The following is a 24,476-nucleotide window of genomic DNA, read 5'->3' as shown; positions in this document are numbered from 1 at the left end:
TTATACAAAAAGAAGAATCTGTATATGATTGGTAATCCTTAAAATGGACAACCGGGGTTAAAGATAAGTCCGTTAAAGGGTTTCCTGCTTCAGCGCTTCCACAAACCGGTCTATCTCCTGCAGTTTTGCCGGGATGTCGATGCCTTGCGGACAGTGCGGGTTACATTGGCCGCAACCAGTGCAACGGTTGGCTTGGCGCAGGCGGGGAACACTGCGGTCATAGCCTATCAGGAAGGCACGGCGTGCCTCGCGGTAATTCTCGTCCTGGCTGCTCTGCGGCACGTTGCCCTCGTTGATACAGCGGTTGTAGTGCAGCAGGATGGCTGGAATATCCAGCCCATAGGGGCACGGCATACAGTATTTGCAGTCGTTGCACGGCACGGTGGGGTATTGCAGCATTCGCTGGGCGGTATCTTCCAGCAGGGTAAACTCCTCTTCCGTACATGGAACAAGCGGGGAGAAGGTACGCAGGTTGTCTTGCAGATGCTCCATGTACGTCATTCCGCTCAGTACGGTCAGCACATCGGGGAAAGTACCTGCAAATCGGAAGGCCCAGGAAGCCACGCTCTCCTGCGGGCGGCGTTGTTTCAGACGTGCCATCAAGTGGTCGTTCAGGCGGGATAGGCGTCCGCCCAGCAGCGGCTCCATGATGACGGCCGGGATGTTTCGCTTCACCAGTTCGGCGTACAGATATTCGGCGTCCGTGTTGCGGGTATTCACTTCTTTGGCATGTCGCCAGTCTACGTAGTTCAGCTGGATTTGTACGAAGTCCCATTTCAGTTCGTCGTGGCGGGAGAGCAGGTAGTCGAAGACTTCGATGTCTCCATGATAGGAGAATCCGAGGTTGCGGATGCGTCCGGCTTCGCGCTCTTTCAGCAGGAAGTCCAGCATGCCGTTGTCCAGATAGCGGGAACGGAGGGCTTCCATGCCGCCCATGCCGATGCCGTGCAGCAGGAGGTAGTCGATGTAGTCCACTTGCAGGTCGCGGAAGGAGCGGTGATACATGGCAAGGGACTCTTCGCGGCTGTGCGTGCTGGGACTGAAGTTGGACAGCTTTGTGGCAAGGAAGAATTTCTCCCGTGGATGGCGTTTCAAGGCAATGCCCGTGGCGCGCTCCGACAGACCTTGCACATAGGCGGGGGAGGTGTCGAAATAGTTCACTCCGTGGGCAATGGCATAGTCTATCAGGTCGTTCACGGCTTCCTGGTCTATTTCGTCTCCATTCCCGTCGGTGCGTTTGCGGGTGGGCCATCGCATGCATCCGTATCCTAGCAGGGAAACCCGGTCGCCCGTGTTGGGATTGGTACGGTAGGTCATCTTGTCGGTTGGTATCTCGCCCAGCGCGGCCGATTCGCTCTCCCCGTTGTTCTTGTTGCCCGAACAGCCGTACAGGGCTGCTGCCGAGGCAAGCGTTCCTGCACCGGCGAGCTTGAAGAAATCGCGGCGGTTTATCTTGTTCTTGTCTTCTTTCATTGTGATAGGACTGAAATTATAAATGGATATTTGGGTGATAAAGCTGCTTTAGACAGTTCTGTGCATCACATGGCCTTCCACATAAATGGCACTGAACGGACGCGACGGACAAAGGTTCTCGCATGCTCCGCATCCGGTGCAGCGTTCGGCGTTGACTACCGGTATCTTGATGGAGGCTTCGTCTTCCGGGTCTGAAGGAACCATCTGTATGGCACCGGCCGGACAATGGCGGGCACAGTTCCCACATTCCATCTTGTCTGTGATGCAGATGCAATTCTCCTTAATCCATACGGCATGACCGATTTGGATGGCCGATTTCTCGGCGAGGTTCGTCAGATGGATGGCATCGGTAGGACACACCTCCGCACACTTGGCGCATTCGGGGCGGCAGTAACCGCGTTCGTAAGACATTTCCGGCTGCATCAGTTTTGTCAAGTCCGAAGAAGGACGGAGCACTTGGTTGGGGCATACCGATACGCAGAGCTGGCAGGCTGTGCAGTGTTGTGCAAAGTGGCGGGCGCTCAGTGAGCCCGGAGGAGTGATGGGAGTGGCGCGCTCGGGGATTTTTTTGTCCTCGATGACAGCCAGTCCACCGTCCACTTTCTTCTCTTGTGCCTTGAGGGCTGCCGTAGCAGCAAACACGGCGGTTGTAGAGAGAAATGCGCGGCGGGCGTCGTTTACCTGCTCCGGTGCCACGGAGGTTTCCTGAGAGACTGCAGCGGAGGCCGGCTTGCGGCGTGTGTAAGTGATGGCACCTTTCCTGCACTTGCTGATACAGTCCATACATGCCACGCAACGGCTGTAATCTATTTCGTGTGCCTTGATGTTGATGCACGATGCCTTGCAGTTACGGGCACAAAGTCCACAACTGTTGCACTTCTTTGTGTCAATTACCGGTTTCAGCAAGGAATACTTCGAGAGGAAGCCAAGCACTGTACCTACCGGACAGATGGTGTTACAATAGGTACGTCCGCCTCGCCATGCCAGCACGATGAGGACCACCAGAGTGACCGTGGCAATCAGCAGGGTAGGGAGACTCTTCATCCATACATCCGTTTCATAGAAGGCATAGCTGTCAGCACGTTCGGCCAGGTAGGCCAGTCCGTTGTTTGCCCATTGGTAGAGCGGGGAGAAAAGGCTGGAAACGATGCGCCCGTATGAGCTGTAAGGGGCCAGTAGCACGACAAAAGAGTTCAGTCCGCCGATAATGGCAAGTACGAATACTCCCAGCACACCGTAGCGTAGCCATTTCAGTACAGGCGAATAGCGGAAACGGTTCTTCTTCCGTTTGGCGGAGAGCCAGGAAACAATATCCTGGAATACTCCTAACGGGCAGATGACGGAGCAGTAGATGCGTCCGAATACCAAGGTCAGCATTGCAAGAAACAGTACTACACCGATGTTCAGTGCCAGCACGGCCGGCAGGAATTGTATTTTCGCCATCCATCCGAACCAGGCATGCAGTGTTCCCGTGAAGTCGAGGAACAACAGCGTGATGAATGCAAAGAAGATGACGGCAAGGGTCAGTCTGATGGTACGTAGCATAAATGTTTAGTATTCGTTCTTTATACTTTTTTCCCCATCTCGTAGGCTTCGTGCATGGAAGGCTTGTCGTTTATCTCGCCTACCTTCCAGGCACCCACGCCATAAATGGTGCCGCATTCTTTGGGCTCTTCCAGGCAGTCGAGGAAGCCACGGAAACCATCAATGGTACGTTCCATCATGGGGACACTTTCTTCGGCGGCGGCGATGATGAAGTAGAACTCCTTGTTCTTTATTTCAAGGTAGCGTGCACAACAACGGTCAATCAGTGTCTTCATCTGCGCGCTCATGGTGTAGAAGTATACGGGAGTTGCCATGACGATGACGTCGGCGGCAATCATCTTTTCCACCACTTCGGCGGCATCGTCCTTTTGCGGGCAGGGTTTGCCGTACATGCTGCATACGCTGCATCCCGTGCAGTAGTTGATGTGCTTGTCTTTCAGGAAAATCTTTTCTACTTGATGTCCGGCTTCTGCGGCACCGCGCATGAATTCGTTGCACAAGAGGTCGGAGTTTCCATTCCTGCGGGGACTGGAGGAGAGGATTAATACTTTTTTGCTCATATTCGTTGTTCGTTAGTTAGTAAATGATTACGTGCTACAAAAATAGGCCGGTTTTATGAGAACGGCAGTATACAAATTACGGTTGTTGTTACCTAAATTACTGATTCATTCCAAAAGTATCTCCCGTTCGATGCCGGTGTCTTTCAGAAATTCCCGGTCGTGGCTGATGGCAATTACGGTGCCGGCGTAGTTGCGTATCGTTGCCGTTATTATTTCTATGCTCTCGATGTCCAGATTGTTGGTGGGTTCGTCCAAAATGAACATGTCCGGGGTGTTGTCGGCAATCATCAGGCAGCAGAAGGAAAGACGCATCTTTTCGCCGCCACTCAGTTTGCTGCACGGCTTGTTCCACACGTCGCGGGGAAAGAGATAGCGGTTGAGGATGGTTTTCACTTCATGTTCCGGCAGGTGGCGGTGGTTGAAGGCTTCTGCTTGTTGGAGTACGCTGCGCTCATTACGGACGAGGGAGTATTCCTGGTCCAGATAGACGGAGGTGAAGCCGGCACGCTCCATCACTCCGTCGGTGGGGTGCAATTCGCCCATGATGAGTTTCAGCAGGGTTGTTTTTCCACTGCCGTTTTTTCCTTTCAAGCTGAGGCGGTCGCCGCTTCTTAGCTGGAAGGTGAGGGAGGAAGACCAGAGCTCCTTTACTGCCTCCGGACGGGTTGTCTCCATAGGAGAAGCCGCGAGGCTGGGATAATGAAAGTTGACGTCCTTTGCCTTGACTAGAACCTTCCCCACATGCAGATGAGAGGCATTGAAGTCTGTTTTCAGTTTGTCTGTCTGTGGCAGTGAACTTTTGATACCTGACATTTCTGCCTGCAATTTTTCCGTTTTCTCCGTATGAATGCTGCTGAGTCTGCTGCTGCTGTTTTCCGCATTGTTTTTCAGTGCTCCCATCATGATGCGGGGAATCCCCTTTTTAATGGAGTTTTTTTCTCCCCGCACATTCTGTTTGGCCTTCCGTTCTTCTACTTCGCGTGCCACTTTGCGTGCAAGGCGCAGGGCTTTCTGCTTCTCTTCCAGTTGTTGGGTGAGGGCGTTTTGTTGCAGGGTCTTCTGTTTTTTGTAGAAGTCGTAGTTTCCGCTGTAATACGTCAATCCCTGGGAGGAGAGTTCGCAGATGGCAGGCAACTGATTCAGTAGCGTGCGGTCGTGACTGATGACGAGCACGGTAGCCGATGTCCGTCGTATCAAGTTATACAGACGTTCCCGTCCATCCGCGTCCAGATAGTTGGTCGGTTCGTCCAGCAGGATGGCTGTTGGGTTGTGCAACTCCATGCCTGCCAGGAAGATGCGGGTCTTTTCGCCGCCGCTAAGTCCTTCCATCGGACGGGAGAGTGGGATACCGTCCAGTCCCCAGCTGTCGAGAGAAGTCTGGGCGCGTTCTTCCACGTTCCAGTCATCATTGAGCGTATTGAAGTGCTTTTCGGTAGCGTTACCGCTTAGGATGGCATGCAGGGCAGATAGCTTGTGGCTGATTCCCAAAGCTTGTGCTATTGTCTGCCGGTCGTATTGTCCGAAGTGCTGGGGTACGTAGTACAGATGTTCGGGGCGTAGCACCGTTCCCGAACTTGGAGACAAGTCTCCTACCAAAATACGCATGAGGGTAGACTTGCCGCAACCGTTATTTCCGGTCAGGGCTATTTTATCTCCGGAGTTGATACTCAAGTGGAGGTGTGAAAACAAGATTTCCTTATCTGCATGGATATAGCTAAGGTCTTTAATGATAAAGCTCATAAGTTTCTACTGTGTTTTTAGAAGTAAGAATGATAGGGGAGATGCAAGCATTCCCCGAAATTGAAATTCTCGAAGGGGAGGGGTACAGACAAACACAGTATTGGCTAAACATCTATATAGGTGATGCTCAGCGTTCAGTCTGAAAAAGCATGTTGATAGTGATGTTTACCGGAATGTGTTGTCTTTAGTCGGATATTCTCATCGGTGGAATTAATTGGTTAGTGGGCGCAAAGGTAATGATTTCCACTGAATAACAAAGGCTTTTTGCGATATTAATATCGTGTCGGCAAGAAGTTAATATCGTGTTTGCAAGAAATTAACTTCCTGCAGACACGATGTTAATACTTTATTGGTTCTGTTACTTCATGGCCGAAGCATCGAACGAGAGTGGCAGTAATTCTCCCACATTCTTCAGCTCGTAGATTCCCTTTTTGCCATACAGCAACACCCGCATTGGCTGCTTGAAGCGCTTCTCCGTTTCGAGCATCACTTGCCGGCAGGCGCCGCAGGGCGGGATGGGAGACTCCAGGAACTCGTCGTGCTCGTTGCGTGCAGCAATGGCGAGGGTGGTTACTGCCTGGTCGGGATGTTGGGAGTTGGCATAGAATAGGGTGGTGCGTTCTGCACACAGCCCGGAAGGATAGGCGGCGTTTTCCTGGTTGGTGCCGGTCACTACAATACCGTTTGCCAGTCTGGCTGCAGCTCCTACCGAGAAGTGGGAGTAAGGGGCATAGCTGCGGTTGGTAGCCTCGCGGGCGGCATCCATCAGTTCGCGGTCGGCGGCATCCAGTTCTTCATAGTCGTATATCTTGACGGCGATTTCGATATTTAATTCTTTCATAAGGCAAAGGGTTATATTGTAATTAATGTTACAAAGATAGAAAAGAGATTGGTTATTTCAATTCTTTTACGGACTTTTGTGCAGAACTCAACATTTTAAGCATGAAACGGATTTTCAGACTGACTGCTATCATAGCATTTCTTTTTATTTCCATTACAACAGTGCAGGCACAACGCCGGAATGCCCGCTACAATGAGTATATCAAACAGTATGCCCCCCTTGCCGTGGAGCAGATGCAGCGTCATAAGATACCTGCCAGCATCACGCTGGCCCAAGGGCTGTTGGAGAGCGGTGCCGGATACAGCGCGCTGGCGCGCAAGAGCAACAACCACTTCGGCATCAAGTGCGGAGGCAACTGGCGCGGACGGACAGTGAGGCATGATGACGATGCCCGCAATGAATGTTTCCGCGCTTATCGCAATCCGAAAGACTCTTATGAAGACCATTCCGATTTCTTGAAAAGGGGAGCACGTTATGCTTTTCTTTTCAAACTGAAGATTACGGACTATAAGGGTTGGGCGCGCGGCTTGAAGAAGGCTGGCTATGCTACCGACCCGTCGTATGCCAACCGACTGATAACCATTATCGAGGATTATGAACTGTATAAGTACGACAGCCGTGGCATGAGCAAGCGCGATGCCCGCAGCTGGGAGAAGGAACTGAAAAAGAAGCCTTGGCTGGCCAATCCGCATCAGGTGTACATTGCCAACGATATAGCTTATGTAGTGGCACGCGACGGAGACACCTTCCAGGTGTTGGGCAAGGAGTTTGACATCAGCTGGAAGAAGCTGGTGAAATACAACGACCTCCATAAAGAATATACACTGGAGGCGGGAGACATCATCTACTTGAAAGAAAAGCGTAAGAAAGCCGCTAAACCCCATACTGTCTACATTGTGAAGGATGGTGATTCCATGCACTCCATTTCCCAAAAGTACGGCATTCGTCTGAAGAACCTTTATAAGATGAATCGCAAGGATGCGGAATACGTGCCGGAGATTGGCGACCGTTTGAGATTAAGATAAAGAATCTATCCGAAAATGTACAGGGTGTCCGAAAACGGACACCCTTCTTTTTTGTCTTTTCGCTTACTTTCAGTGGGTTATGATTTTGGCATGAATTTAGTATATATTAAGCGTTATGTTCGCAAACAATAAAATTTAAAGATATGGATAGAGAAATTCCGAAAGAAGTGCGTAATAAAGAACGCAATAAGAAAATTATCCGCTACGGTGCTATCGGCGTGGCAGGTATCGTAGTGGTCAGTGTACTCATTTCATTGATGCGTGCGGGAGTGAAAGAGAAAGATCTTGTGTTCTCCAAAGTAGGCAAGGGCACGATTGAAGTCAGTGTCAGCGCCTCCGGCAAGGTGGTTCCGGCATTCGAGGAAATTATCAACTCGCCCATCAATACCCGCATTTTGGAGGTGTACAGAAAAGGTGGCGATAGTGTGGATGTCGGTACTCCTATCCTGAAACTGGACTTACAGAGTGCCGAAACCGACTACAAGAAGATGCTGGACGAAGAGCAGATGCGCAGCTACAAGCTAAAGCAGCTGAAACTTGACAACCAAACCAAGCTGACCGACCTTCAGATGAAAATCAAAGTCTCCGCCATGAAGCTTGACCGCATGAAGGTGGAGCTGCGCAACGAGCAGTACCTCGATAGCCTCGGTTCCGGCACCACTGACAAAGTGCGCCAAGCAGAACTGAGCTACAACGTTGCACAACTGGAATACGAGCAATTACAGCAGCAGTATGCCAACGAGAAGGAAGTGTTGGCTGCGGAATACCAAGTGCAGGAATTGGATTTCAGCATGTTCCAGAAGACACTGGCCGAAACCAAACGTACGCTCGATGACGCGCAGGTGCGTTCGCCCCGGAAGGCCATCCTTACTTATATCAACAATCAGATTGGAGCTCAGGTTCCTGAAGGGACCCAGATTGCCGTCATCTCCGACTTGAGCCACTTCAAGGTGGAAGGCGAGATTGCCGATACTTACGGTGACCGTGTGGCTGCCGGCGGCAAGGCCATTGTGAAGATTGGCAGCGAAAAGCTGGAAGGTTCCGTAAGCAGTGTTACTCCGCTTTCAAAGAATGGTGTAATATCCTTTACCGTGCAGTTGAATGAAGATAATAACCGCCGTCTCCGTTCCGGTCTGAAGACAGATGTATACGTGATGAATGCAGTGAAGGAAGACGTGATGCGCATAGCCAATGCCAGCTATTATGTGGGACGTGGGGAGTATGAACTTTTTGTACGCAATTCCGATAAGGAAATCGTAAAGCGCAAGGTGCAGCTGGGCGATTCCAACTTTGAGTTTGTAGAAGTGGTCAGTGGCTTGCAACCGGGTGATGAAGTGGTGGTGAGTGATATGAGTAACTATAAGAACAAGAATAAGTTGAAACTGAAATGATAAAGTCTTACTTAAATAAGTCTGGGAACTGTTGAAGCAGAACAAACTGTGGCGCGCAGTATCAGTCGCATTCCACCTACGGAAGCCCTGCGTGACGGATAGATGAAAACGGACAAGGTGTTCATTTTCGGACACCTTACTGCATGTATAAATAGCAGATAATCAATAATAAACGATTTTGGTACAACTTTTGATCTCTTGAAGCAGAAATTGTGCGGAATAGAAACAGAACAGAATAATAACAATTAAATACTTACCATTATGATTAAGTTAACTGGCATCAACAAGATTTATCGTACAAACGAGATTGAAACCGTGGCATTGGAAAATGTAAACCTCGAAGTGAACAAGGGAGAATTTCTCAGTATCATGGGACCTTCCGGTTGCGGAAAATCTACGTTGCTGAACATTATGGGTTTACTGGATGCACCCACCAGCGGTACCATCGAAATAGCCGGTACGAAAGTGGACGGCATGAAGGACAAGGAGCTGGCTGCTTTCCGTAACCAGAAGCTGGGTTTTGTGTTTCAGTCTTTCCATCTGATTAACTCGCTGAATGTATTGGATAATGTGGAGCTGCCTTTGCTGTATAGAAAGGTGTCTGCCAAAGAACGCCGTCGTCTGGCGGAAGAGGTGTTGAAGAAGGTCGGTTTGAGCCACCGCATGCGCCACATGCCTACACAGCTCTCCGGTGGACAGTGCCAGCGTGTAGCCATTGCCCGCGCCATCATCGGCAATCCGGAGATAATCCTCGCCGATGAGCCTACCGGTAATTTGGACTCCAAAATGGGTGCCGAAGTCATGGAGCTGTTGCATCAGCTGAACAAGGAAGACGGACGTACCATTGTGATGGTGACTCACAATGAAGAGCAGGCCAAACAGACCTCGCGTACCATCCGCTTCTTCGACGGACGTCAGGTGGAATAATTACTGCTTAGAAACTATCAACTATTAATTATCAACTATCAATAAATGAAATGCAAACCGTAAGACAAGCTTTTACTATCTTGAAGCAGAATCCGCTGCTGAGTACAATTTCCATACTGGGTACGGCGTTTGCCATTACCATGATTATGGCTATTGTGATTATTTGGCAAACGAAGTATGCCGATTTGGAACCGGAAGTGAACCGTAGCCGGTGCCTTTACTTTTCTGCCATGCATATAAGCAGCAAGATAGAGGAGGGGGTACAAAACTATAATACTCCTTCACCGGCATTTATGAAAGAATGTATACAGCCGTTATCCGAAGTGGAAGCTTGTACTGCTTTTGTTCCGGCCAGTGCCGCTTTGGTGTCTCTTACAGATGGTAGCAACCGGGTAAAGGTGGATGCTATGCAGACCGATCAGGGCTTTTGGAAGGTATTCAGCCTGCAGTTCATGGCAGGACACGGTTTTGGCGAAGAGGATCGTGCAGGAGGTACAAAGGCTGTTGTGGTTTGTGCTTCTGTGGCACGGAAACTGTTTGGTACGACAGATGCGGTGGGACAGCAGTTATTGTTGAACCGCGAACCGGCGCGTGTGATAGGAGTGGTAAAGGATGTTTCTGTCACCGCAAAGGATGCTTACGCACAAGTATGGAGTATGTATCCGGCCGATAAGTTGGAAGTGACTTCGGTATGGAGTTATGGTGGTAGTGTTCATATTGCTGTGCTGGCACGTACATCCGACGATTTTCCGGCTATCAGTCAAGGTATTGCCAAACGGATAGAGGCTGTCAATGCAGGATTGGGAGATATGCAGATAGACATCATGGAGCAACCGGATGACATCGTGGCGCATGTGAACCATGTATGGGCTAACGTAGGACCGGATGTGACGATGCTATACCTGCAATATGCCATTGCATTGTTCATCATTCTGTTGGTGCCGTCGCTCAATTTGTGCGGGCTGAGTAACAGCCGGATGCAGCAGCGTACCTCGGAGCTTGGGGTACGTAAGGCCTTCGGAGGAACGCGCGGTGTACTGATACGCCAAATTCTGAATGAGAACCTGGTACTGACACTGCTTGGCGGTGTGGTAGGATTATTGTTCAGCTACGTAGCTGTATGGGGAATGCGTACCTGGCTTTTTACCAATAGCCAGAATGTCGGTACAGCCGGTGACTTTAGCTTGAGCATGGAGGCATTGTTCAGTCCCTGGGTATTTCTGCTGGCTTTTGCTTTCTGCGTGGTCATCAATACGCTTAGTGCCGGACTGCCTGCATGGATGGCAGCAAGACGGACAATTGTAGATTCACTGAACGATAAATAAAACAAGAAGTATTATGAAATTCATTTTACACAACTTACGCATGATATGGGCACGCCTGAGCAATAGTGGGTGGGTCTTGGCCGAACTTTTTTTGGTATTCATCGTGATGTGGTTTCTTTGCGACTCTCTGGGATGTATGAAATATACTTTCTATCGTCCGTTGGGATATGATATCGACCATGTTTATCGTCTTACTACGGTTCAGGGAGGCGAGAGTCGTGATACTGCATTGCTCGATGCCGACAAGTATCTGAATATCCTGAAAAGGCTGGAACAAGAACCGACTGTAGAGGCCGCTTCATTGAGTTATTGGAGTTTGCCTATGAGTGGCGCAAATAGTTATAACTCGCTGGCTGTACAAGATACCATCGGGCAGAACGGGCGTATGATTTATGCTACCGGTGGATATACCCGGGTTTTCCATATGCAGGAGGAACAAGGACGGACTTTTGCCGCTTTGCCTATCGGCATCAATAATGTGATGTTGAGTCAGGCTATTGCCGATGCCTTCAAGGAACGGCTACCGGAATTTTCACTCAACACACCGATGAAATGGCGTGGAGATACTGTGAATACTGTTACTCAAGGTGGCATTGTCGGCAGTTTCCGCGATTACCGCTATGGTAATGACGCTCATTGGATTTTTATGCGCCTGGGCGAGCAACTTATGCGTGAGGAATTCGGCAGTCAGCAGGCACAGATAGTTTTCCGTGTAAAGCCTGCAGCCGACGGACCGGACTATCGGGAACAATTTCTCCGCGAGATAGCACCGAGGCTGGATACGGACAATATATTTGTTGCCGATGCGGAACCTTACACGCAAATGCAGGCACAGTTTGAAGTGATGTATGGAGATACGGACAAAGTGAATAGTCAGACAATAGTGGTATTGTTCCTTTTGGGTAATGTCTTTTTGGGGCTGATAGGCACTTTCTGGGTTCGTACGCGCCGTCGTCGCTCGGAAATAGCCTTACGGTTGGCTATGGGTAGTACCAAGCATCAGGTTTTTTCCCTTCTTATGGGGGAGGGGTTACTGCTGTTGGCATTGGTTACTTTGCCTGCTATGCTGGTATGTTACAACGTAGGTGTCGGCGAATTCACCATTGGACGTACTGCATTGATTGCGACCTGGCCGGTAGAGTGGAGCATGATACGTTTCCTGATAGGCTCATTAGGTGCTTGGCTGTTGATAGCACTGATGGTGATGATGGGTATTTGGTATCCGGCCCGGCAAGCCATGAAGATAGAGCCGGCAGAGGCGTTACATGAAGAATAAGAAAATAATATCAACGATAAAAAAGAACGTATCATCTGTTTGTATCGAACACATCACTTGTTTGGGGCAAATATATCATCCGTTCGTACTAAATATATTATCTGTTTTTTGAGTAAGTAATCATCGTAATAAATAAGCAAGAATATGAAGACAAATATTATAGGTGTTATCATCGCATTGGCATTGGCATTTGCAGGCGTAATTTGTGCATGGGGACAAGATAACAAAGTGAGTGAAGTACGTAAGGTGGAGGCATTCTCATCCATCAGGATAACTTCTGTGGGTACGGTTTATTTCACACAGAGCGACAGTTACTCCCTACAGATTGAAGGACGGGAGAAGTACGTGAAGAATACGGAGAGCACAGTGAAGGATGGTCATCTCACCATCGGCTTCAAGGATAAGAAGGTGCGCAACCAAAATGACGGTGTTACCATCCGTCTCTCGGCTCCGGACTTAAAGATGGTGGAATTTATCGGTGTGGGTGAATTCAACTGTGAGGAACCCTTGAAGCTGGATAAGCTGGAGTTTGAAGTGAAAGGCGTGGGTGATGTACATGTGAAGGATTTGACTTGCCGTGACCTGAGGGTGGCTTTACGTGGTGTGGGCAGTGCCGACATCCATGTAGTTTGCGATTATCTCTCTGCCAAAGTAGGTGGAGTCGGTGAAATTACTTTGAGTGGAACTGCCGGGCATGCTGACATTTCTAAAGGAGGCATAGGCGAGGTAAATACTGATAATTTGAAAATAGGCCGTTGAGATGATAAAGCAATTTTTCACACAAGCTTGGGCACAGTTGCGGCAGCAACCGATGATTAGTGCCGTCACCATAGCCGGTACGGCACTTGCCATCTTCCTCATCATGCTGGTGGTGATGATGCAGCAGGTGAAGGTGGCCCCGTTTGCCCCTGAAAGTAACCGTGACCGCTTTCTGCACGCCCATTATATGAGCATTACCAACAAGAGTTGGGGCGATGGAACCAGCAACGGACCGATGGGTATAAAGACGGCGCTCGAGTGCTTTAAATCGCTGAAGACACCGGAAGCGGTAACGATTTATACCTGCATGGTGGTTTCTACCCCCGTGAATCTGCCGGGACAACCTGCAACGGGTATCGATTTGTTGCAGACAGATGATACCTTTTGGCATGTATTCGATTTTTCGTTTGTTGCAGGAAAGGCCTATGACCGGGCTACGTTCGACGCCGGACTGCCCGTGGCAGTGATTACGGAAAGTGTGGCGCGCCGGCTATTCCAGACAACGGAGGCCGTGGGCCGTGAATTCCTCTTGAACCATGCTCCTTATACAGTGGCCGGCGTAGTGAAGGATGTTTCTACTTTAGCCAACACAGCTTACGCGCAGGTATGGGTACCCTATACCTCTACTGAGATAACGAAGGATACCTGGAGCGACGAACACATGGGGATGATGAGCGTCACCATCCTGGCAAAAAGCCGCGAAGATTTTCCAGCCATCCGCGAGGAAACGGAGCGCCGCCGTCAGGAGTACAACACGATAATCGGTGAGAACGGTTATTCGTTGATTTACCGCAACCGTCCCTACGACCAGGAGAAGAGTGCCGCGGGCATGGCTGCCAACATCGAACCGGACGTGGACCAGGCGCGCAGACAGCGCCTCATTATCTTCATCATCCTACTGATTGTTCCTGCCATCAACCTCAGCTCGATGACACAGAGCCGTTTGCGCCAGCGTGTGGCTGAGATCGGTGTACGCCGGGCATTCGGTTCAACAAGACTGGAACTGATGAGGCAAATCATTGCAGAGAATTTGGTGGTGACACTGTTGGCAGGGATTCTGGGATTGTTACTGAGCGTCGTGTTTGCTTATTTGGGAAATACCCTGCTGTTTGCCCAGGAATTCAGCCAGACGCTGAGCCCTCCCGCCGTGGATGCAAGTATATTGCTGCATGGCTCTACTTTTGGCTGGGCACTGCTGTTCTGCTTTGTGCTGAACTTATTGAGTTCCGGTATTCCCGCATGGCGTGCATCGAGGGTAGGCATTGTAAATGCATTGGGTGGACGCTTGCATAAATAATCCCGTGTCACTAAACATTAATCGCTGAAGAAAATGACTAAGAAACTTCTTATACAGATAAAGAATGAATGGCTCTCAAACCTATGGTTGGTGCTGGAGCTGCTGGTGGTGAGCGTAGTGATGTGGTACGTGGTGGACTATCTCTATACTCGCGCCGCTACCTACCTGGAGCCGAAAGGCTTTGATATCGAGCATTGTTACCTCATCGAGTTGGGTGAACTGACACCCAAAAGCCCCGACTACATAGCCGGGCATACCTCTCAGCAGACCCACGATGACATAGCCAAGTTGCTGGAGCGTCTGCGCCACCGGCCAGAGATAGAGGCGGTGAGCCTTTCACAGAATTCGTACCCTTACAATGGAAGCAATTCAAGCGCTGAAGTGAGCTACGATACGTTGCGTTCTCCCGGTTGGACTATCCGGAGGTTGGTGACACCGGATTTTCCCCGTGTATTTCGCTATCGGGGCACGCGTGGCGAGACACCCGAACAATTGGCTGAAATGTTGGAACGCGGGGATTTCATGGCTTCGGACAACCTTTTTAGTAAGTATGACCGTAGGATGACCGACTTTGTGGGCCAGCGGTTCCATCTCTTTGGGGACACAACGAAGACCTACCGGCTGGGTGCCGCATTGCAAGATGTACGCTATCACGATTACGACCAGGCACGAAGCTCATATTCCATGATGGTGAAGCAGAATTTCTACTATGTCGGTCTCGAACTTTGTGTCCGTGTCCGTGAAGGGCAGGACAATGACTTCATTGAGAGGTTGAAGGCAGACAGTGAGAGCCAGTTTCGCGTAGGTAACATCTTCATTTCGGAGATACGTTCTTTCAAGGACATCCGCCGCAACTTCCAGCAGGCATGGACCAATGATATCCGTAACTATGTGATGGGTATGGGATTCCTGCTGCTGAACATCTTCCTCGGCTTGCTCGGAACATTCTGGTTCCGTACGCAGCAACGCCGTTCGGAAATAGCGCTGCACAAAGCGCATGGAGCGACAGACCGTGCCATCTTCAGCCGGCTGCTTAGTGAAGGGATATTATTGTTGGCAATTGTCACTCCTGTTGCATTGCTCATCGACTATAATCTGGCGAATCTGGAATTGAACTCCTGGAGGAACGGTACGACATTGGAGTGGGGCCGTCTGCTGCTCTGTGCCGCGATCAGCTTTGTGTTGATAGCCCTCATGATTATTATCGGCATCGGCATCCCCGCCCGCAAGGCGATGAAGGTACAGCCCGCCGAAGCTCTGCACGACGAATAATTTAATTTTCAATTTTTAATTATTTATGATACGTCTCTACTTTCAGCAAGCCTTCTACCATTTGCGGGAGAATCCCATTATCACTTGGGTGTCCGTGATAGGTACCGCTCTTGCCATTTGCATGATTATGGTGCTTGTCATCACCCTGCAAGTACGTATGGTAGATTGTGAGCCGGAGATAAACCGCTCGCGTTCGCTTTATGTTTCTACCATGGCAGTAAGGTATAAAGGAACTGACCATGGGGCATATGGGCACATGTCTGTACAGACGGGTAAGGGATGTTTTAAACAGCTTTCTACGGCAGAGGCCGTCACGCTTATATCTTTACCGGAAAAAGTGCGTGTGTCGTTGCCCGCTGGAGCAAAGCTGACAGCGGATATGGTGCAGACGGACGAACAGTTCTGGCACATCTTCCGTTTCCGTTTTTTGAGTGGTAAAGGTTTCAGCAAGGCAGACAGCGATGCCGGAATACCTTGTGCCGTTATCTCGGCTACCGTGGCGCGTCGGTTGTTCGGCACTACGGAGGCAACGGGGCAGACATTGCAACTGAATCATGTGGATTACCGGGTTTCAGGTGTCGTGGCCGATGTTTCCATGCTTGCCACTTCAGCATACGGGCAAGTGTGGGTACCTTATAATTCGACCGATGCTGCCGGTTTTGCCTGGTGGGAAAATACGATGGGGCAGATGAAGGCTGTGATATTAGCACATTCGTCGGCCGATTTTCCGGCTATTCGTGAAGAGGCGGAGAGATTGCGCCTTGCGTATAACGCCGGTCTATCCGAAGCGGAAACCTTTTATCGTGACCAACCCGATGGGGTGTTTGCCAATCTGTATCGTAAATGGGACCATTTGCCGGATATGAAGGGGATTGTTTTGCGTTACGCGCTTGTCATCACCATCTTGCTACTGGTGCCTGCCATCAACCTTTCTTCCATGACCCTCTCGCGGATGCGGAAGCGTATGAGTGAAATCGGGGTACGCAAAGCTTTCGGCGCTACGGGTAGTGAACTGGTAAGACAGGTGTTTTTCGAAAACCTGCTGCTCTCTCTGTTGGCGGGTATGCTGGGGCTGGCTTTGAGTTACGGTGCTACTTTTTTATTGAACGGCTTCCTCTTTGGCAATAGCGCCAATGCCTATTTAAATGGAGACACTTCACTGACACCTGGCATGTTACTTTCTCCATGGGCTTTTCTGTCGGCTTTCGGTTTCTGTTTGCTGATGAATTTGCTTTCAGCCGGTATCCCGGCATGGAGGGCTTCGAGGATGAATATAGTGGATGCAATCAATCAGAGGGGGGAATGACATATGAAGAATATATTGGTTCAGATTAAGAATGAATGGCGTTCCAGCCTTTTCCTTTTTACGGAACTGCTGCTGGTCTTTGTGGTGCTTTGGTACATTGTGGACTGGACACTGGTTACTCTTCGTGTTTACAATGCCCCGATGGGTTTTGATACGGAACATTGCTATAATATTGCAGTCAGTAAGCTTACTCTCAAGTCTACTGCTTATAATTTCGATTTGACCAAGGACGATGATATGCGGCATCTTGTGGAACTTGCCGAACGTTTGAGGCATCGTCCAGGTGTGGAAGCTGTGGCACTTTCTCAGAATTGCTTTCCTTATAATGACGGTAGCAACGGTCTCAATCTGGGGCTGGATACTATATCGGAGAATGTTCATCTGCTTTGGGTGGAACCTGATTTTTTCCGTGTGTTCCGTTATGGTAGCTCGGATGAGGAGATGTTGACCCACATGGCCGCTGCCATACGGGATGACCATATGGTCGTTTCTTCCAATCTTTTTGCAGCCTATCCTGAATTGCACCTGAACAATGCAGCTTCTTTACAAGACCGTGAACTTACACTGTTGAATTTCGGTAGTGATGAACGGTGCCGCGTAGGGGCTGTCGGCACACCCGTACGTTGGTCGCACTTCTATACTTCTTCAGAGTGGGGAGGTACTTATGCAGCTTTGCATCTTAACCTTGACAGACTGAAAGAATATGGAAATCCACGATACATCACTCTCAGTCTTCGTGTCCGTCCTGATGCCGATTCCGGCTTTATGGAGAAGCTTATGGAGGATGCTGACCGCCTCTATCAAGTAGGGAATCTCTATCTGCTCGATGTAACTTCTTTCAAGGATTTGCGCGAGATATGCGAACGTGAGGACATGAATGAAGCCAAAACCCAGCTTTGTGTGCTCGGCTTTCTGTTGATGAATATTTTTCTGGGCGTTATCGGCACTTTCTGGTTCCGTACACAGCAGCGTCGCCGTGAAGTGGCACTCCGTATGGCTATGGGAAGTTCGCGTCAAGGTGTCTTCCTCCGTCTGATGTCGGAGGGTATATTGCTGCTTACCCTTGCAGCCGTTCCTGCCGTCATTATTGCCTTCAATGTGGGAATGGCGGAGTTGGTGGATGTTGAGAAACTTCCTTTCGGCGGAGGGCGTTTTCTGGCAGCTGTTGTGGCAACCTGGTCGCTTATGGCTGTCATGATTGTTGCAGGTATTTGGTATCCGGCAAGAGGTGCCATGAAGGTGCAGCCTGCCGAAGCATTACATGATGAATAGAAAGTTATGAAACAAATTTTAGCTCTTATTCGCCAGAATCCCTTTTTCAGTGCTGTTTCCGTCATCGGTACGGCAGTGAGCATCACCTTTGTCATGGTCATTTACATGGTGTATGACATCCAGACGGCTGACTTGGCTCCTGAGTCGCACCGCAGTAGTATGGTATGTTCTTCTTATGGATATTCTTACCGTAAGTCCGACCGCAGCAATTCCAATACGGGTATGTCTTATCGGGCTGTCAACGCTATTTTTAAGGAACTTCCGGGAGCAGAACTTGTCACCTATCTGGGACCTACCTATCTTAGATACTGTGGGGAGTCGCCAGCGCGGGGAATGCGCCGCACGGTTCGTCTGGTGGATTTGAACTATTGGCGTGTCTACGACATCCCTCTTGTGGCAGGTCGTCTTTTCAGTACCGAAGAGTTCGATGCTTGCCGGGATGTTGTGGTTATAGGTGAACAGCTTGCCCGCGAAGCTTTCGGGTCTGCCGAAGCAGCCATTGGCAAGAATTATTTTGTTAACTTTCGCCCTAAACGCATTGTGGGGGTCACCAAAGATGTGAGCTCTCTGTTCACATTTGCCTATGGAGAGTTGTGGATGCCTTATTCCACCCGGAATTCCGATTTGGGCAGTGAAGGGCTACGGGGAGATTTCGAGGCTGTGGCCCTTGTCAGGCCCGGTGTCGGTAGAGAGGAGCTCAAGCGGCAGATAGAACAGTCGCTTGCCCGCTTCAACGAGACACTGACTGAGTATAAACTGGAACTTCCCGATCTCAGCACTTATACGGAACGGCAGTTCTTCCGTAATGATACGATGAGCCCTGCCGTAACCTGCATAATTCTGGGTCTGATATTACTGATTGTACCTGCTATCAATGTCAGCGGACTTATATCTTCGCAAATGTCCCGTCGCATGGCTGAGCTTGCGGTAAGGAAAGCATACGGTGCCAGCCGTTCTACTTTAATGGTGCAGTTGCTCCGTGAGAATCTGGCTTTGGCATTTGCCGGCGCATTGCTCGGTTTTCTCTTTTCATGCATATTCCTATGGCTGGGTAAGGATTGGATGCTTGGCTATGGCGCTCCCGGAACGAATTTTGATGTAAGTGTCTGGCTTTTCTTCCGTCCCACGGTTTTCGTGGCTGTATTGGTGGTGTGCCTGTTGTTCAACCTGCTTTCTGTGTTTATTCCGGCCTGGCATGCCACCCGCCGTCCCATAGCCGAGGTTCTTGGTGGAGAATGAACGGATAAACGAATCCCAATTAAAAAAACAGTAACGAGTATGATACATTCTATTTTACATCAGATATGGAACCAGCGCCGCAGTAATGGCTGGCTGTTTGCCGAGCTGTTGATTGTATTTACATTGATGTGGTATTGTGTGGATGTGCTCTATGGCTTTACCCATGCAGAACGGCAGCCTAAGGGGTATGATTTGGAGCATGTCTATAAGATAAGGATTTCCTGCAACCCCACACAGATAGTACCGTGCACGTCGGAAGACAGTCTGCAGACCTTCTGGTTCAAACCGATGGAGGAGGTGCTCCGGCGTATCAGGCAATATCCTGCTGTGGAGAGTGCGGCCATGTGGTTGGGTACCGATACCTATACCCGCGGGCGTGTTTACCAGGGGTATACGACGGACAGCGTACATGTTGTCGAGACTACAGTACGCTATGTGTCTCCAGAATATTTCGACGTCATGCGCATTCCGTTGTTGCAGGGGAATGTCGTAGACTGGAATTCCACTGCTAGTCCTTTGCCTGCCGTGGTGACCTGTGATCTGGCAGACAGCCTTTTTCAGACAAGTACTGGGGCGGTGGGCCGCGAGTTCCTGGATTATTACAGCGGAGGTCTCCGTTACCGTGTCTCTGCAGTCTGTGCCTTGCAGAAGACGGATGATTACGCCCGTTACGGACCTTTTGTTCTGACTCCTTTCCCTGGTTGGTTCTATGAGGCCCAGTACCTTCCGTTCATCTCCCTACGGATACGTCCGGAGGCAGATACGGATAATTTTGCAGCCTGTTTCTATCAGGATATGACGTCGCAGCTGCAGGTCGCTCCATTCTATCTTTTCGACATACAGAGCTATAAGGACCAGAAGATAGAACGGGATGCTGCCGAAGGAATCACCCCATATATCCGTAGTGCAAGGCTCATTGTGATATTCTTCGTTTTCAATGTATTCATTGGGCTGATGGGAACTTTCTGGTTCCGTACCCGCCATCGTCGCAGCGAGATTGCCTTGCGCATGGCCATGGGCAGCAGCCGTGGAAGGATACGTTGGCAATTGCTGGGTGAAGGGTTGCTGCTGTTGGCGCTTGCTTCTATCCCGGCTTTGATAATATGTATTAACATGGTTATGGCAGATGTCACTTTTACAGAAGCCACGGATGCCACTTGGGGGAGATTTGTCATATGCGTTTCTATTGTCTGGGTATTGATGGCACTAATGGTGATTGCAGGAATCTGGTATCCGGCTTCACGGGCCATGGAGGTGCAGCCTGCCGAAGCATTGCATGATGAATGAGTTTTTTTTGAGTAATCTGTACTCATTCTCAATATAACTTGTATATTTGCGTGACGAATAAGAGTTTTTGCGTTGAGTATACAAAATCTATATTATGATGAAACGCCTTTTCTTTCCATTGCTTGCAGGCTTGTTGTGGTTGATGTCGGGAACACTTTCGGCTGCGGAACGTACGTACAATGTACTTTTCATACAGTCTTATACAAAAAATACTCCTTGGCACAGCCTCCTGACAGAAAATCTGGAGAACGGACTGAAAAAGGGGGGAGTTAGAGCCAATATCATTACCGAATATCTGAATGCCGATTACTGGTCTTTCGCTTCCGAATGTTTCATCATGCGCCGCATTTGCCAGCGTGCCAGGCAACGGAAAACGGACTTGATTGTGACTTCCAGCGATGAGGCTTTCTTCACATTGACCCATTGCGGTGATTCCCTGCCTTATCAGATACCGGTGGTGGTTTCGGGCATCAAATACCCGGATGAGAGGGTCTTTGAAAGAATGCCCAACGTCTCTGGCTATGTTTCGAAAACGGATTTCGATGTCTTGCTGGATGCGGCTGTCCGTATGTTCCCTTCCCGCAGGGAGTTGGTTTGTCTGTCCGACAGCAGTTTCCTGAGCCTTAAAGGGGTCAGGGCTGTGGAAGACTCTTGGGAACGCATAAAAAGCAACTATCCGGAGCATGAGTTGAAAGTGCTGAACGTGCAGGCCAAGTCCTTGAACTCTATCATCACTTCCATTTGCTATGACTACAATGCCTACAAGCATATTGTTATAGCTCCCAAATGGATTCCTTTTCTTTCCTTGAAGTTGAAGGCTCCCGTGTTTACCAGCCAGAACCTGGCTATGACGAACGGTGTGCTGTGTGTGTATGATGCCGTTCCCGGAGAGGATGCCTTTGCTGCCGGCCGGCAGGCTGCAAGTATTTTGAAGGGCAAGTCACCCGCCTCATTGGGAGTAAAGGACTTTGGGGGCAAGTTGCTGTTCGATTACAAACAGTTGCAGTTTTTCCGTGTGGACACGAACCGTGCGGAGAGCAAGGGCATCATTTTGAATATACCGTTGATGGAGCGTTACCGTGTCTGGTTCATTCTGTTCTATTCGCTGATTGTCGGGGCATTGGTGCTGCTGGTTGCCTGGCTTTTCCGTGCCAACCGCAGGGAGTCGCGTAAGCGCATACATGCCCAGACCCGCTTGTTGATACAGCACCGCCTGGTGGAGCAGCGCGACGAGTTCGACAATATCTTCTGTTCCATTCGCGACGGCTTGATTACGTATGATACCGACCTGCGCATCCATTTTGTCAACCGTCCGTTGTTACAGATGCTGGGACTTTCTTCCGAAACCTATACGTCCCGTTTCTATGAAGGGCAGATGGCCGGCTCCATTTTCAGGATTTACATGAATGGAGAAAACATCTTGCAGGACTTGTTGAAGAAAGTACGTACCGGAAAGAGACCTATTTCTATTCCGGAGAAAGCCTTCATGCAGGAAAACCATCAGGGAACGTATTTCCCCGTTTCCGGCGAGGTAGTACCTATCTTTGCCAATGAAAAGATGACGGGAATGGCGATTGTATGCCGCAATATCTCCGAAGAAGAGATGCAGAGACGCTTCTTCAATATGGCGGTGGAGGAAAGCTCCATTTATCCGTGGCAGTACAACATGCATATGAACCGTTTCCATTTCCCGGGTGGATTGCTGCGCCGTTTCGGGTATACCGGTGATACGGACTTGCTGGCACGTGATGAGATGGACACCCTTATACATCCGGAAGACTTGCTGCATACGCGCAGGAATTTTGATGCCATTCTGTTGGGCAATGAAATCAATTCACGGATGAGTTTCCGGTTGAAGAGTGCGGATGGGAGCTATGAATGGTGGGAGTTCCGCAGTACCGCTTATGACGGACTGACGGTTGATACCCCATACATGGTATTGGGAGTATGCCAGAGCATCCAGCGTTACAAGGATACGGAAGAGGCCTTGATTGCCGCACGTGACCGTGCCTTGCAGGCCGACAAGCTCAAATCTGCGTTTCTTGCCAATATGAGCCATGAGATACGCACCCCTTTGAATGCCATTGTCGGCTTCTCGGATTTGTTGAAGGATTTGGACGCTTTTTCTCCGGAAGAGGTAAAGCAGTTCGTCGAAACAATCAACATCAACTGTACATTGCTGTTGGCGTTGATAAACGATATTCTGGACCTCTCGCGCATAGAATCGGGCACGATGGACTTTAAGTTCGGAGCATTCAATCTGGCGTTCATCATGCAGGAAGTCCATGAATCCCAGCGTCTGAGTATGCCTCGGGATGTAGAGCTACGTATAAAGATTCCGGAAGGGGAAGACAAATTGGTCATCACCGATTCCGTCCGCTTGAAGCAGGTCGTGAACAACCTGATAAACAATGCCAAGAAATTCACGGTAACGGGCAGCATCACCTTCGGCTACGTCACGAACCGGGAAGGATATACCACCATCTTTGTCGAAGACACGGGAAGCGGTATCTCCGAAGACGCCCAGAAACATATCTTCGAACGCTTCTACAAAGAAGACAGCTTTACGCAGGGTGCCGGTTTGGGGCTGAGCATTTGCCAGACCATCGTAGACCGCTTGCATGGTTCTATCTCGGTCTCCTCAGAGTTGGGAAAAGGAACGCGTTTCGAGGTGGTGATACCGGATGCGAACGAATAATCATTCAATCCGTTTGCAGGCATTGGCTTGCAGAAACTCCTCCAATATATCCTCGTAATTGCCGTGTAACATGATGTGGTGGTTGCCCAGCGGTGTCTTGAGGAAATAGTCGGCAGGGGAGTTCATTTTTATCCGTACTTGGGTGCGGCACATATTGATGTAGTTTGTATTCTCAACAAGCGTGCCGGTGCTCAGGTAATATTCGTCCAGACTTTCGTTCCCGCATTTCACGATGGTTACATCTCCTGTCGGCAGGATTCCCTGAATACCGATGCCGATTTCCGTCTCAAAATGGTTGCGTATGATGAACTGCTCCGTTTGTGCGATACCGATGGTACAATGTGCCAATATGATTTCATTGGTACGGGCATTTATCATGGAAGGATTGGCCATGAAAGAGTTCTTCCCTGTCAGCACTTTTACGGCCAGCATGGTGAAGACGGATTGCAAATCGCCTTCACATCCGGCAATGATTCCTTCGTCGTTCAGCAAGGCAAGGGCAAGGCAGCCGGTGGTTCCCGTTTGGTCTATCAGACGGAAGCAGCTGAGGGTAATGGCGCTCAGTCGCTCTTCCTCTACAATCCTCTTGATGGCTCGATACAGCCGCATGGCCTTTATCATGTCTTCGGGGCTTGCCTCTCGGCAGGCAAGCGCTTTTCCTGCCAGTCCGGCGCATGCTTCGCCCACCTCGTCGTCCGTTATCTGTCCGTAGTATTCATAAATGCGGTCCAATGAGACGTCTGTGTACTCGATACCCCAGCGGCGTTTGGCAAGCAGATAATCCACATTGCTGGCAATGAGCCAACTGGACGGAGTGCCCATTACGCCGATGCGCATGCCGAAAAGGCTGCGTTGTGCCATGAAATTGCTGTGCAGGACAAAAATACGCTTGATGGTTTCGGGGAGCTCTCCGTGAAGAATCTCGCTTTTCATTCCCCGGCCGCGCAGCCAGGAAGATATTTCGAGAGCGGCGGCCAGTGAGTTCTGCATGCCGTCTGCCAGGAGGATGGCGGGGCGGGGAAGGGATTCGAAATGCTGGATTACCAGCCGTTCCACACCTCCGGTGGCAATGAATATAATACTGAAGTCATCGGGTGATAACTTGTCTATATCTTTGTAATCAATGAAGTTGACGGTAAAGTATTTTTCCAATTCAGTCAATATCACTTCGTGGGAGCTACGGACTGATGCTTGTTTATGCAGTATGGAAGCAAAAGTTATAAGGTTGATGACCATGGTGTTA

General features: G+C 49.8%; 19 protein-coding genes. 13 read left to right on the top strand and 6 right to left on the bottom strand.

The window, feature by feature from the left end; translation table 11 throughout:
- Positions 1-72 precede the first annotated feature (72 nt).
- The 5 genes from DWY57_RS17040 to cdd form a co-directional block, all read right to left on the bottom strand.
- On the bottom strand, positions 73-1,473 hold the full coding sequence (locus DWY57_RS17040; RefSeq protein WP_119962133.1) for an aldo/keto reductase: 1,401 nt from the start codon (positions 1,471-1,473) through the stop codon (positions 73-75).
- Between the two features lie 48 nt (positions 1,474-1,521).
- Complete coding sequence (locus tag DWY57_RS17035) at positions 1,522-3,018, bottom strand: 4Fe-4S binding protein (protein ID WP_119962132.1); 1,497 nt, start codon at positions 3,016-3,018, stop codon at positions 1,522-1,524.
- A gap of 20 nt (positions 3,019-3,038) precedes the next feature.
- Complete coding sequence (locus DWY57_RS17030; RefSeq protein ID WP_087333058.1) at positions 3,039-3,578, bottom strand: flavodoxin family protein; 540 nt, start codon at positions 3,576-3,578, stop codon at positions 3,039-3,041.
- Positions 3,579-3,683: 105 nt separating this feature from the next.
- Positions 3,684-5,318, bottom strand: coding sequence for an ABC-F family ATP-binding cassette domain-containing protein (locus DWY57_RS17025; RefSeq protein ID WP_119962131.1), 1,635 nt, complete (start codon positions 5,316-5,318; stop codon positions 3,684-3,686).
- 358 nt (positions 5,319-5,676) lie between these two features.
- Positions 5,677-6,159 (bottom strand): cytidine deaminase, encoded by a 483-nt coding sequence (cdd, locus tag DWY57_RS17020; RefSeq protein WP_005837423.1) that lies wholly within the window; start codon positions 6,157-6,159, stop codon positions 5,677-5,679.
- Positions 6,160-6,260: 101 nt separating this feature from the next.
- Here cdd and DWY57_RS17015 point away from each other — a divergent pair, with 101 nt between their 5' ends.
- The 13 genes from DWY57_RS17015 to DWY57_RS16955 all read left to right on the top strand — a co-directional run bounded on the left by DWY57_RS17015 (position 6,261) and on the right by DWY57_RS16955 (position 23,233).
- The gene (locus DWY57_RS17015) at positions 6,261-7,184 is read left to right on the top strand and encodes a glucosaminidase domain-containing protein (protein ID WP_016274394.1); all 924 of its coding nucleotides are present in this window, start codon (positions 6,261-6,263) and stop codon (positions 7,182-7,184) included.
- A 143-nt stretch (positions 7,185-7,327) separates the two neighbouring features.
- Positions 7,328-8,575, top strand: a complete 1,248-nt coding sequence (locus DWY57_RS17010) for an HlyD family efflux transporter periplasmic adaptor subunit (protein ID WP_117601250.1) — start codon at positions 7,328-7,330, stop codon at positions 8,573-8,575.
- Positions 8,576-8,836: 261 nt separating this feature from the next.
- Positions 8,837-9,502, top strand: coding sequence for an ABC transporter ATP-binding protein (locus DWY57_RS17005; protein WP_117601249.1), 666 nt, complete (start codon positions 8,837-8,839; stop codon positions 9,500-9,502).
- 50 nt (positions 9,503-9,552) lie between these two features.
- Complete coding sequence (locus DWY57_RS17000) at positions 9,553-10,827, top strand: ABC transporter permease (protein WP_119962130.1); 1,275 nt, start codon at positions 9,553-9,555, stop codon at positions 10,825-10,827.
- 13 nt (positions 10,828-10,840) lie between these two features.
- The gene (locus tag DWY57_RS16995) at positions 10,841-12,103 is read left to right on the top strand and encodes an FtsX-like permease family protein (RefSeq protein WP_117601247.1); all 1,263 of its coding nucleotides are present in this window, start codon (positions 10,841-10,843) and stop codon (positions 12,101-12,103) included.
- 144 nt (positions 12,104-12,247) lie between these two features.
- On the top strand, positions 12,248-12,862 hold the full coding sequence (locus DWY57_RS16990) for a DUF2807 domain-containing protein (protein WP_117601246.1): 615 nt from the start codon (positions 12,248-12,250) through the stop codon (positions 12,860-12,862).
- Between the two features lies 1 nt (position 12,863).
- Positions 12,864-14,159, top strand: a complete 1,296-nt coding sequence (locus tag DWY57_RS16985; RefSeq protein ID WP_117601245.1) for an ABC transporter permease — start codon at positions 12,864-12,866, stop codon at positions 14,157-14,159.
- Positions 14,160-14,192: 33 nt separating this feature from the next.
- On the top strand, positions 14,193-15,431 hold the full coding sequence (locus DWY57_RS16980) for an FtsX-like permease family protein (protein ID WP_119962129.1): 1,239 nt from the start codon (positions 14,193-14,195) through the stop codon (positions 15,429-15,431).
- 25 nt (positions 15,432-15,456) lie between these two features.
- On the top strand, positions 15,457-16,737 hold the full coding sequence (locus DWY57_RS16975; protein WP_119962128.1) for an ABC transporter permease: 1,281 nt from the start codon (positions 15,457-15,459) through the stop codon (positions 16,735-16,737).
- Between the two features lie 3 nt (positions 16,738-16,740).
- Positions 16,741-18,009, top strand: a complete 1,269-nt coding sequence (locus DWY57_RS16970) for an FtsX-like permease family protein (protein WP_117601242.1) — start codon at positions 16,741-16,743, stop codon at positions 18,007-18,009.
- Positions 18,010-18,015: 6 nt separating this feature from the next.
- Positions 18,016-19,248, top strand: a complete 1,233-nt coding sequence (locus DWY57_RS16965) for an ABC transporter permease (protein WP_119962127.1) — start codon at positions 18,016-18,018, stop codon at positions 19,246-19,248.
- A 39-nt stretch (positions 19,249-19,287) separates the two neighbouring features.
- The gene (locus DWY57_RS16960; RefSeq protein WP_117601240.1) at positions 19,288-20,535 is read left to right on the top strand and encodes an FtsX-like permease family protein; all 1,248 of its coding nucleotides are present in this window, start codon (positions 19,288-19,290) and stop codon (positions 20,533-20,535) included.
- A gap of 94 nt (positions 20,536-20,629) precedes the next feature.
- Positions 20,630-23,233 (top strand): PAS domain-containing sensor histidine kinase, encoded by a 2,604-nt coding sequence (locus DWY57_RS16955; protein WP_117601239.1) that lies wholly within the window; start codon positions 20,630-20,632, stop codon positions 23,231-23,233.
- Here DWY57_RS16955 and DWY57_RS16950 read toward each other — a convergent pair whose 3' ends face one another.
- Positions 23,234-24,469 (bottom strand): fucose isomerase, encoded by a 1,236-nt coding sequence (locus DWY57_RS16950; protein WP_117601238.1) that lies wholly within the window; start codon positions 24,467-24,469, stop codon positions 23,234-23,236.
- Between the last annotated feature and the right edge of the window lie 7 nt (positions 24,470-24,476).

This window comes from Bacteroides sp. AF25-5LB (assembly GCF_003602965.1).
Classification (GTDB): Bacteria; Bacteroidota; Bacteroidia; order Bacteroidales; family Bacteroidaceae; genus Bacteroides; species Bacteroides uniformis.
The sequence above is the reverse complement of the archived record's forward strand: the minus strand, read 5'-3'. Positions and strand labels throughout refer to the sequence as shown.

Coding starts and splice junctions, on each gene's coding strand:
- DWY57_RS17040 (WP_119962133.1), bottom strand. CDS start 1,473: ATGAAAGAAGACAAGAACAAGATAAACCGCCGCGATTTCTTCAAGCTC.
- DWY57_RS17035 (WP_119962132.1), bottom strand. CDS start 3,018: ATGCTACGTACCATCAGACTGACCCTTGCCGTCATCTTCTTTGCATTC.
- DWY57_RS17030 (WP_087333058.1), bottom strand. CDS start 3,578: ATGAGCAAAAAAGTATTAATCCTCTCCTCCAGTCCCCGCAGGAATGGA.
- DWY57_RS17025 (WP_119962131.1), bottom strand. CDS start 5,318: ATGAGCTTTATCATTAAAGACCTTAGCTATATCCATGCAGATAAGGAA.
- cdd (WP_005837423.1), bottom strand. CDS start 6,159: ATGAAAGAATTAAATATCGAAATCGCCGTCAAGATATACGACTATGAA.
- DWY57_RS17015 (WP_016274394.1), top strand. CDS start 6,261: ATGAAACGGATTTTCAGACTGACTGCTATCATAGCATTTCTTTTTATT.
- DWY57_RS17010 (WP_117601250.1), top strand. CDS start 7,328: ATGGATAGAGAAATTCCGAAAGAAGTGCGTAATAAAGAACGCAATAAG.
- DWY57_RS17005 (WP_117601249.1), top strand. CDS start 8,837: ATGATTAAGTTAACTGGCATCAACAAGATTTATCGTACAAACGAGATT.
- DWY57_RS17000 (WP_119962130.1), top strand. CDS start 9,553: ATGCAAACCGTAAGACAAGCTTTTACTATCTTGAAGCAGAATCCGCTG.
- DWY57_RS16995 (WP_117601247.1), top strand. CDS start 10,841: ATGAAATTCATTTTACACAACTTACGCATGATATGGGCACGCCTGAGC.
- DWY57_RS16990 (WP_117601246.1), top strand. CDS start 12,248: ATGAAGACAAATATTATAGGTGTTATCATCGCATTGGCATTGGCATTT.
- DWY57_RS16985 (WP_117601245.1), top strand. CDS start 12,864: ATGATAAAGCAATTTTTCACACAAGCTTGGGCACAGTTGCGGCAGCAA.
- DWY57_RS16980 (WP_119962129.1), top strand. CDS start 14,193: ATGACTAAGAAACTTCTTATACAGATAAAGAATGAATGGCTCTCAAAC.
- DWY57_RS16975 (WP_119962128.1), top strand. CDS start 15,457: ATGATACGTCTCTACTTTCAGCAAGCCTTCTACCATTTGCGGGAGAAT.
- DWY57_RS16970 (WP_117601242.1), top strand. CDS start 16,741: ATGAAGAATATATTGGTTCAGATTAAGAATGAATGGCGTTCCAGCCTT.
- DWY57_RS16965 (WP_119962127.1), top strand. CDS start 18,016: ATGAAACAAATTTTAGCTCTTATTCGCCAGAATCCCTTTTTCAGTGCT.
- DWY57_RS16960 (WP_117601240.1), top strand. CDS start 19,288: ATGATACATTCTATTTTACATCAGATATGGAACCAGCGCCGCAGTAAT.
- DWY57_RS16955 (WP_117601239.1), top strand. CDS start 20,630: ATGATGAAACGCCTTTTCTTTCCATTGCTTGCAGGCTTGTTGTGGTTG.
- DWY57_RS16950 (WP_117601238.1), bottom strand. CDS start 24,469: ATGGTCATCAACCTTATAACTTTTGCTTCCATACTGCATAAACAAGCA.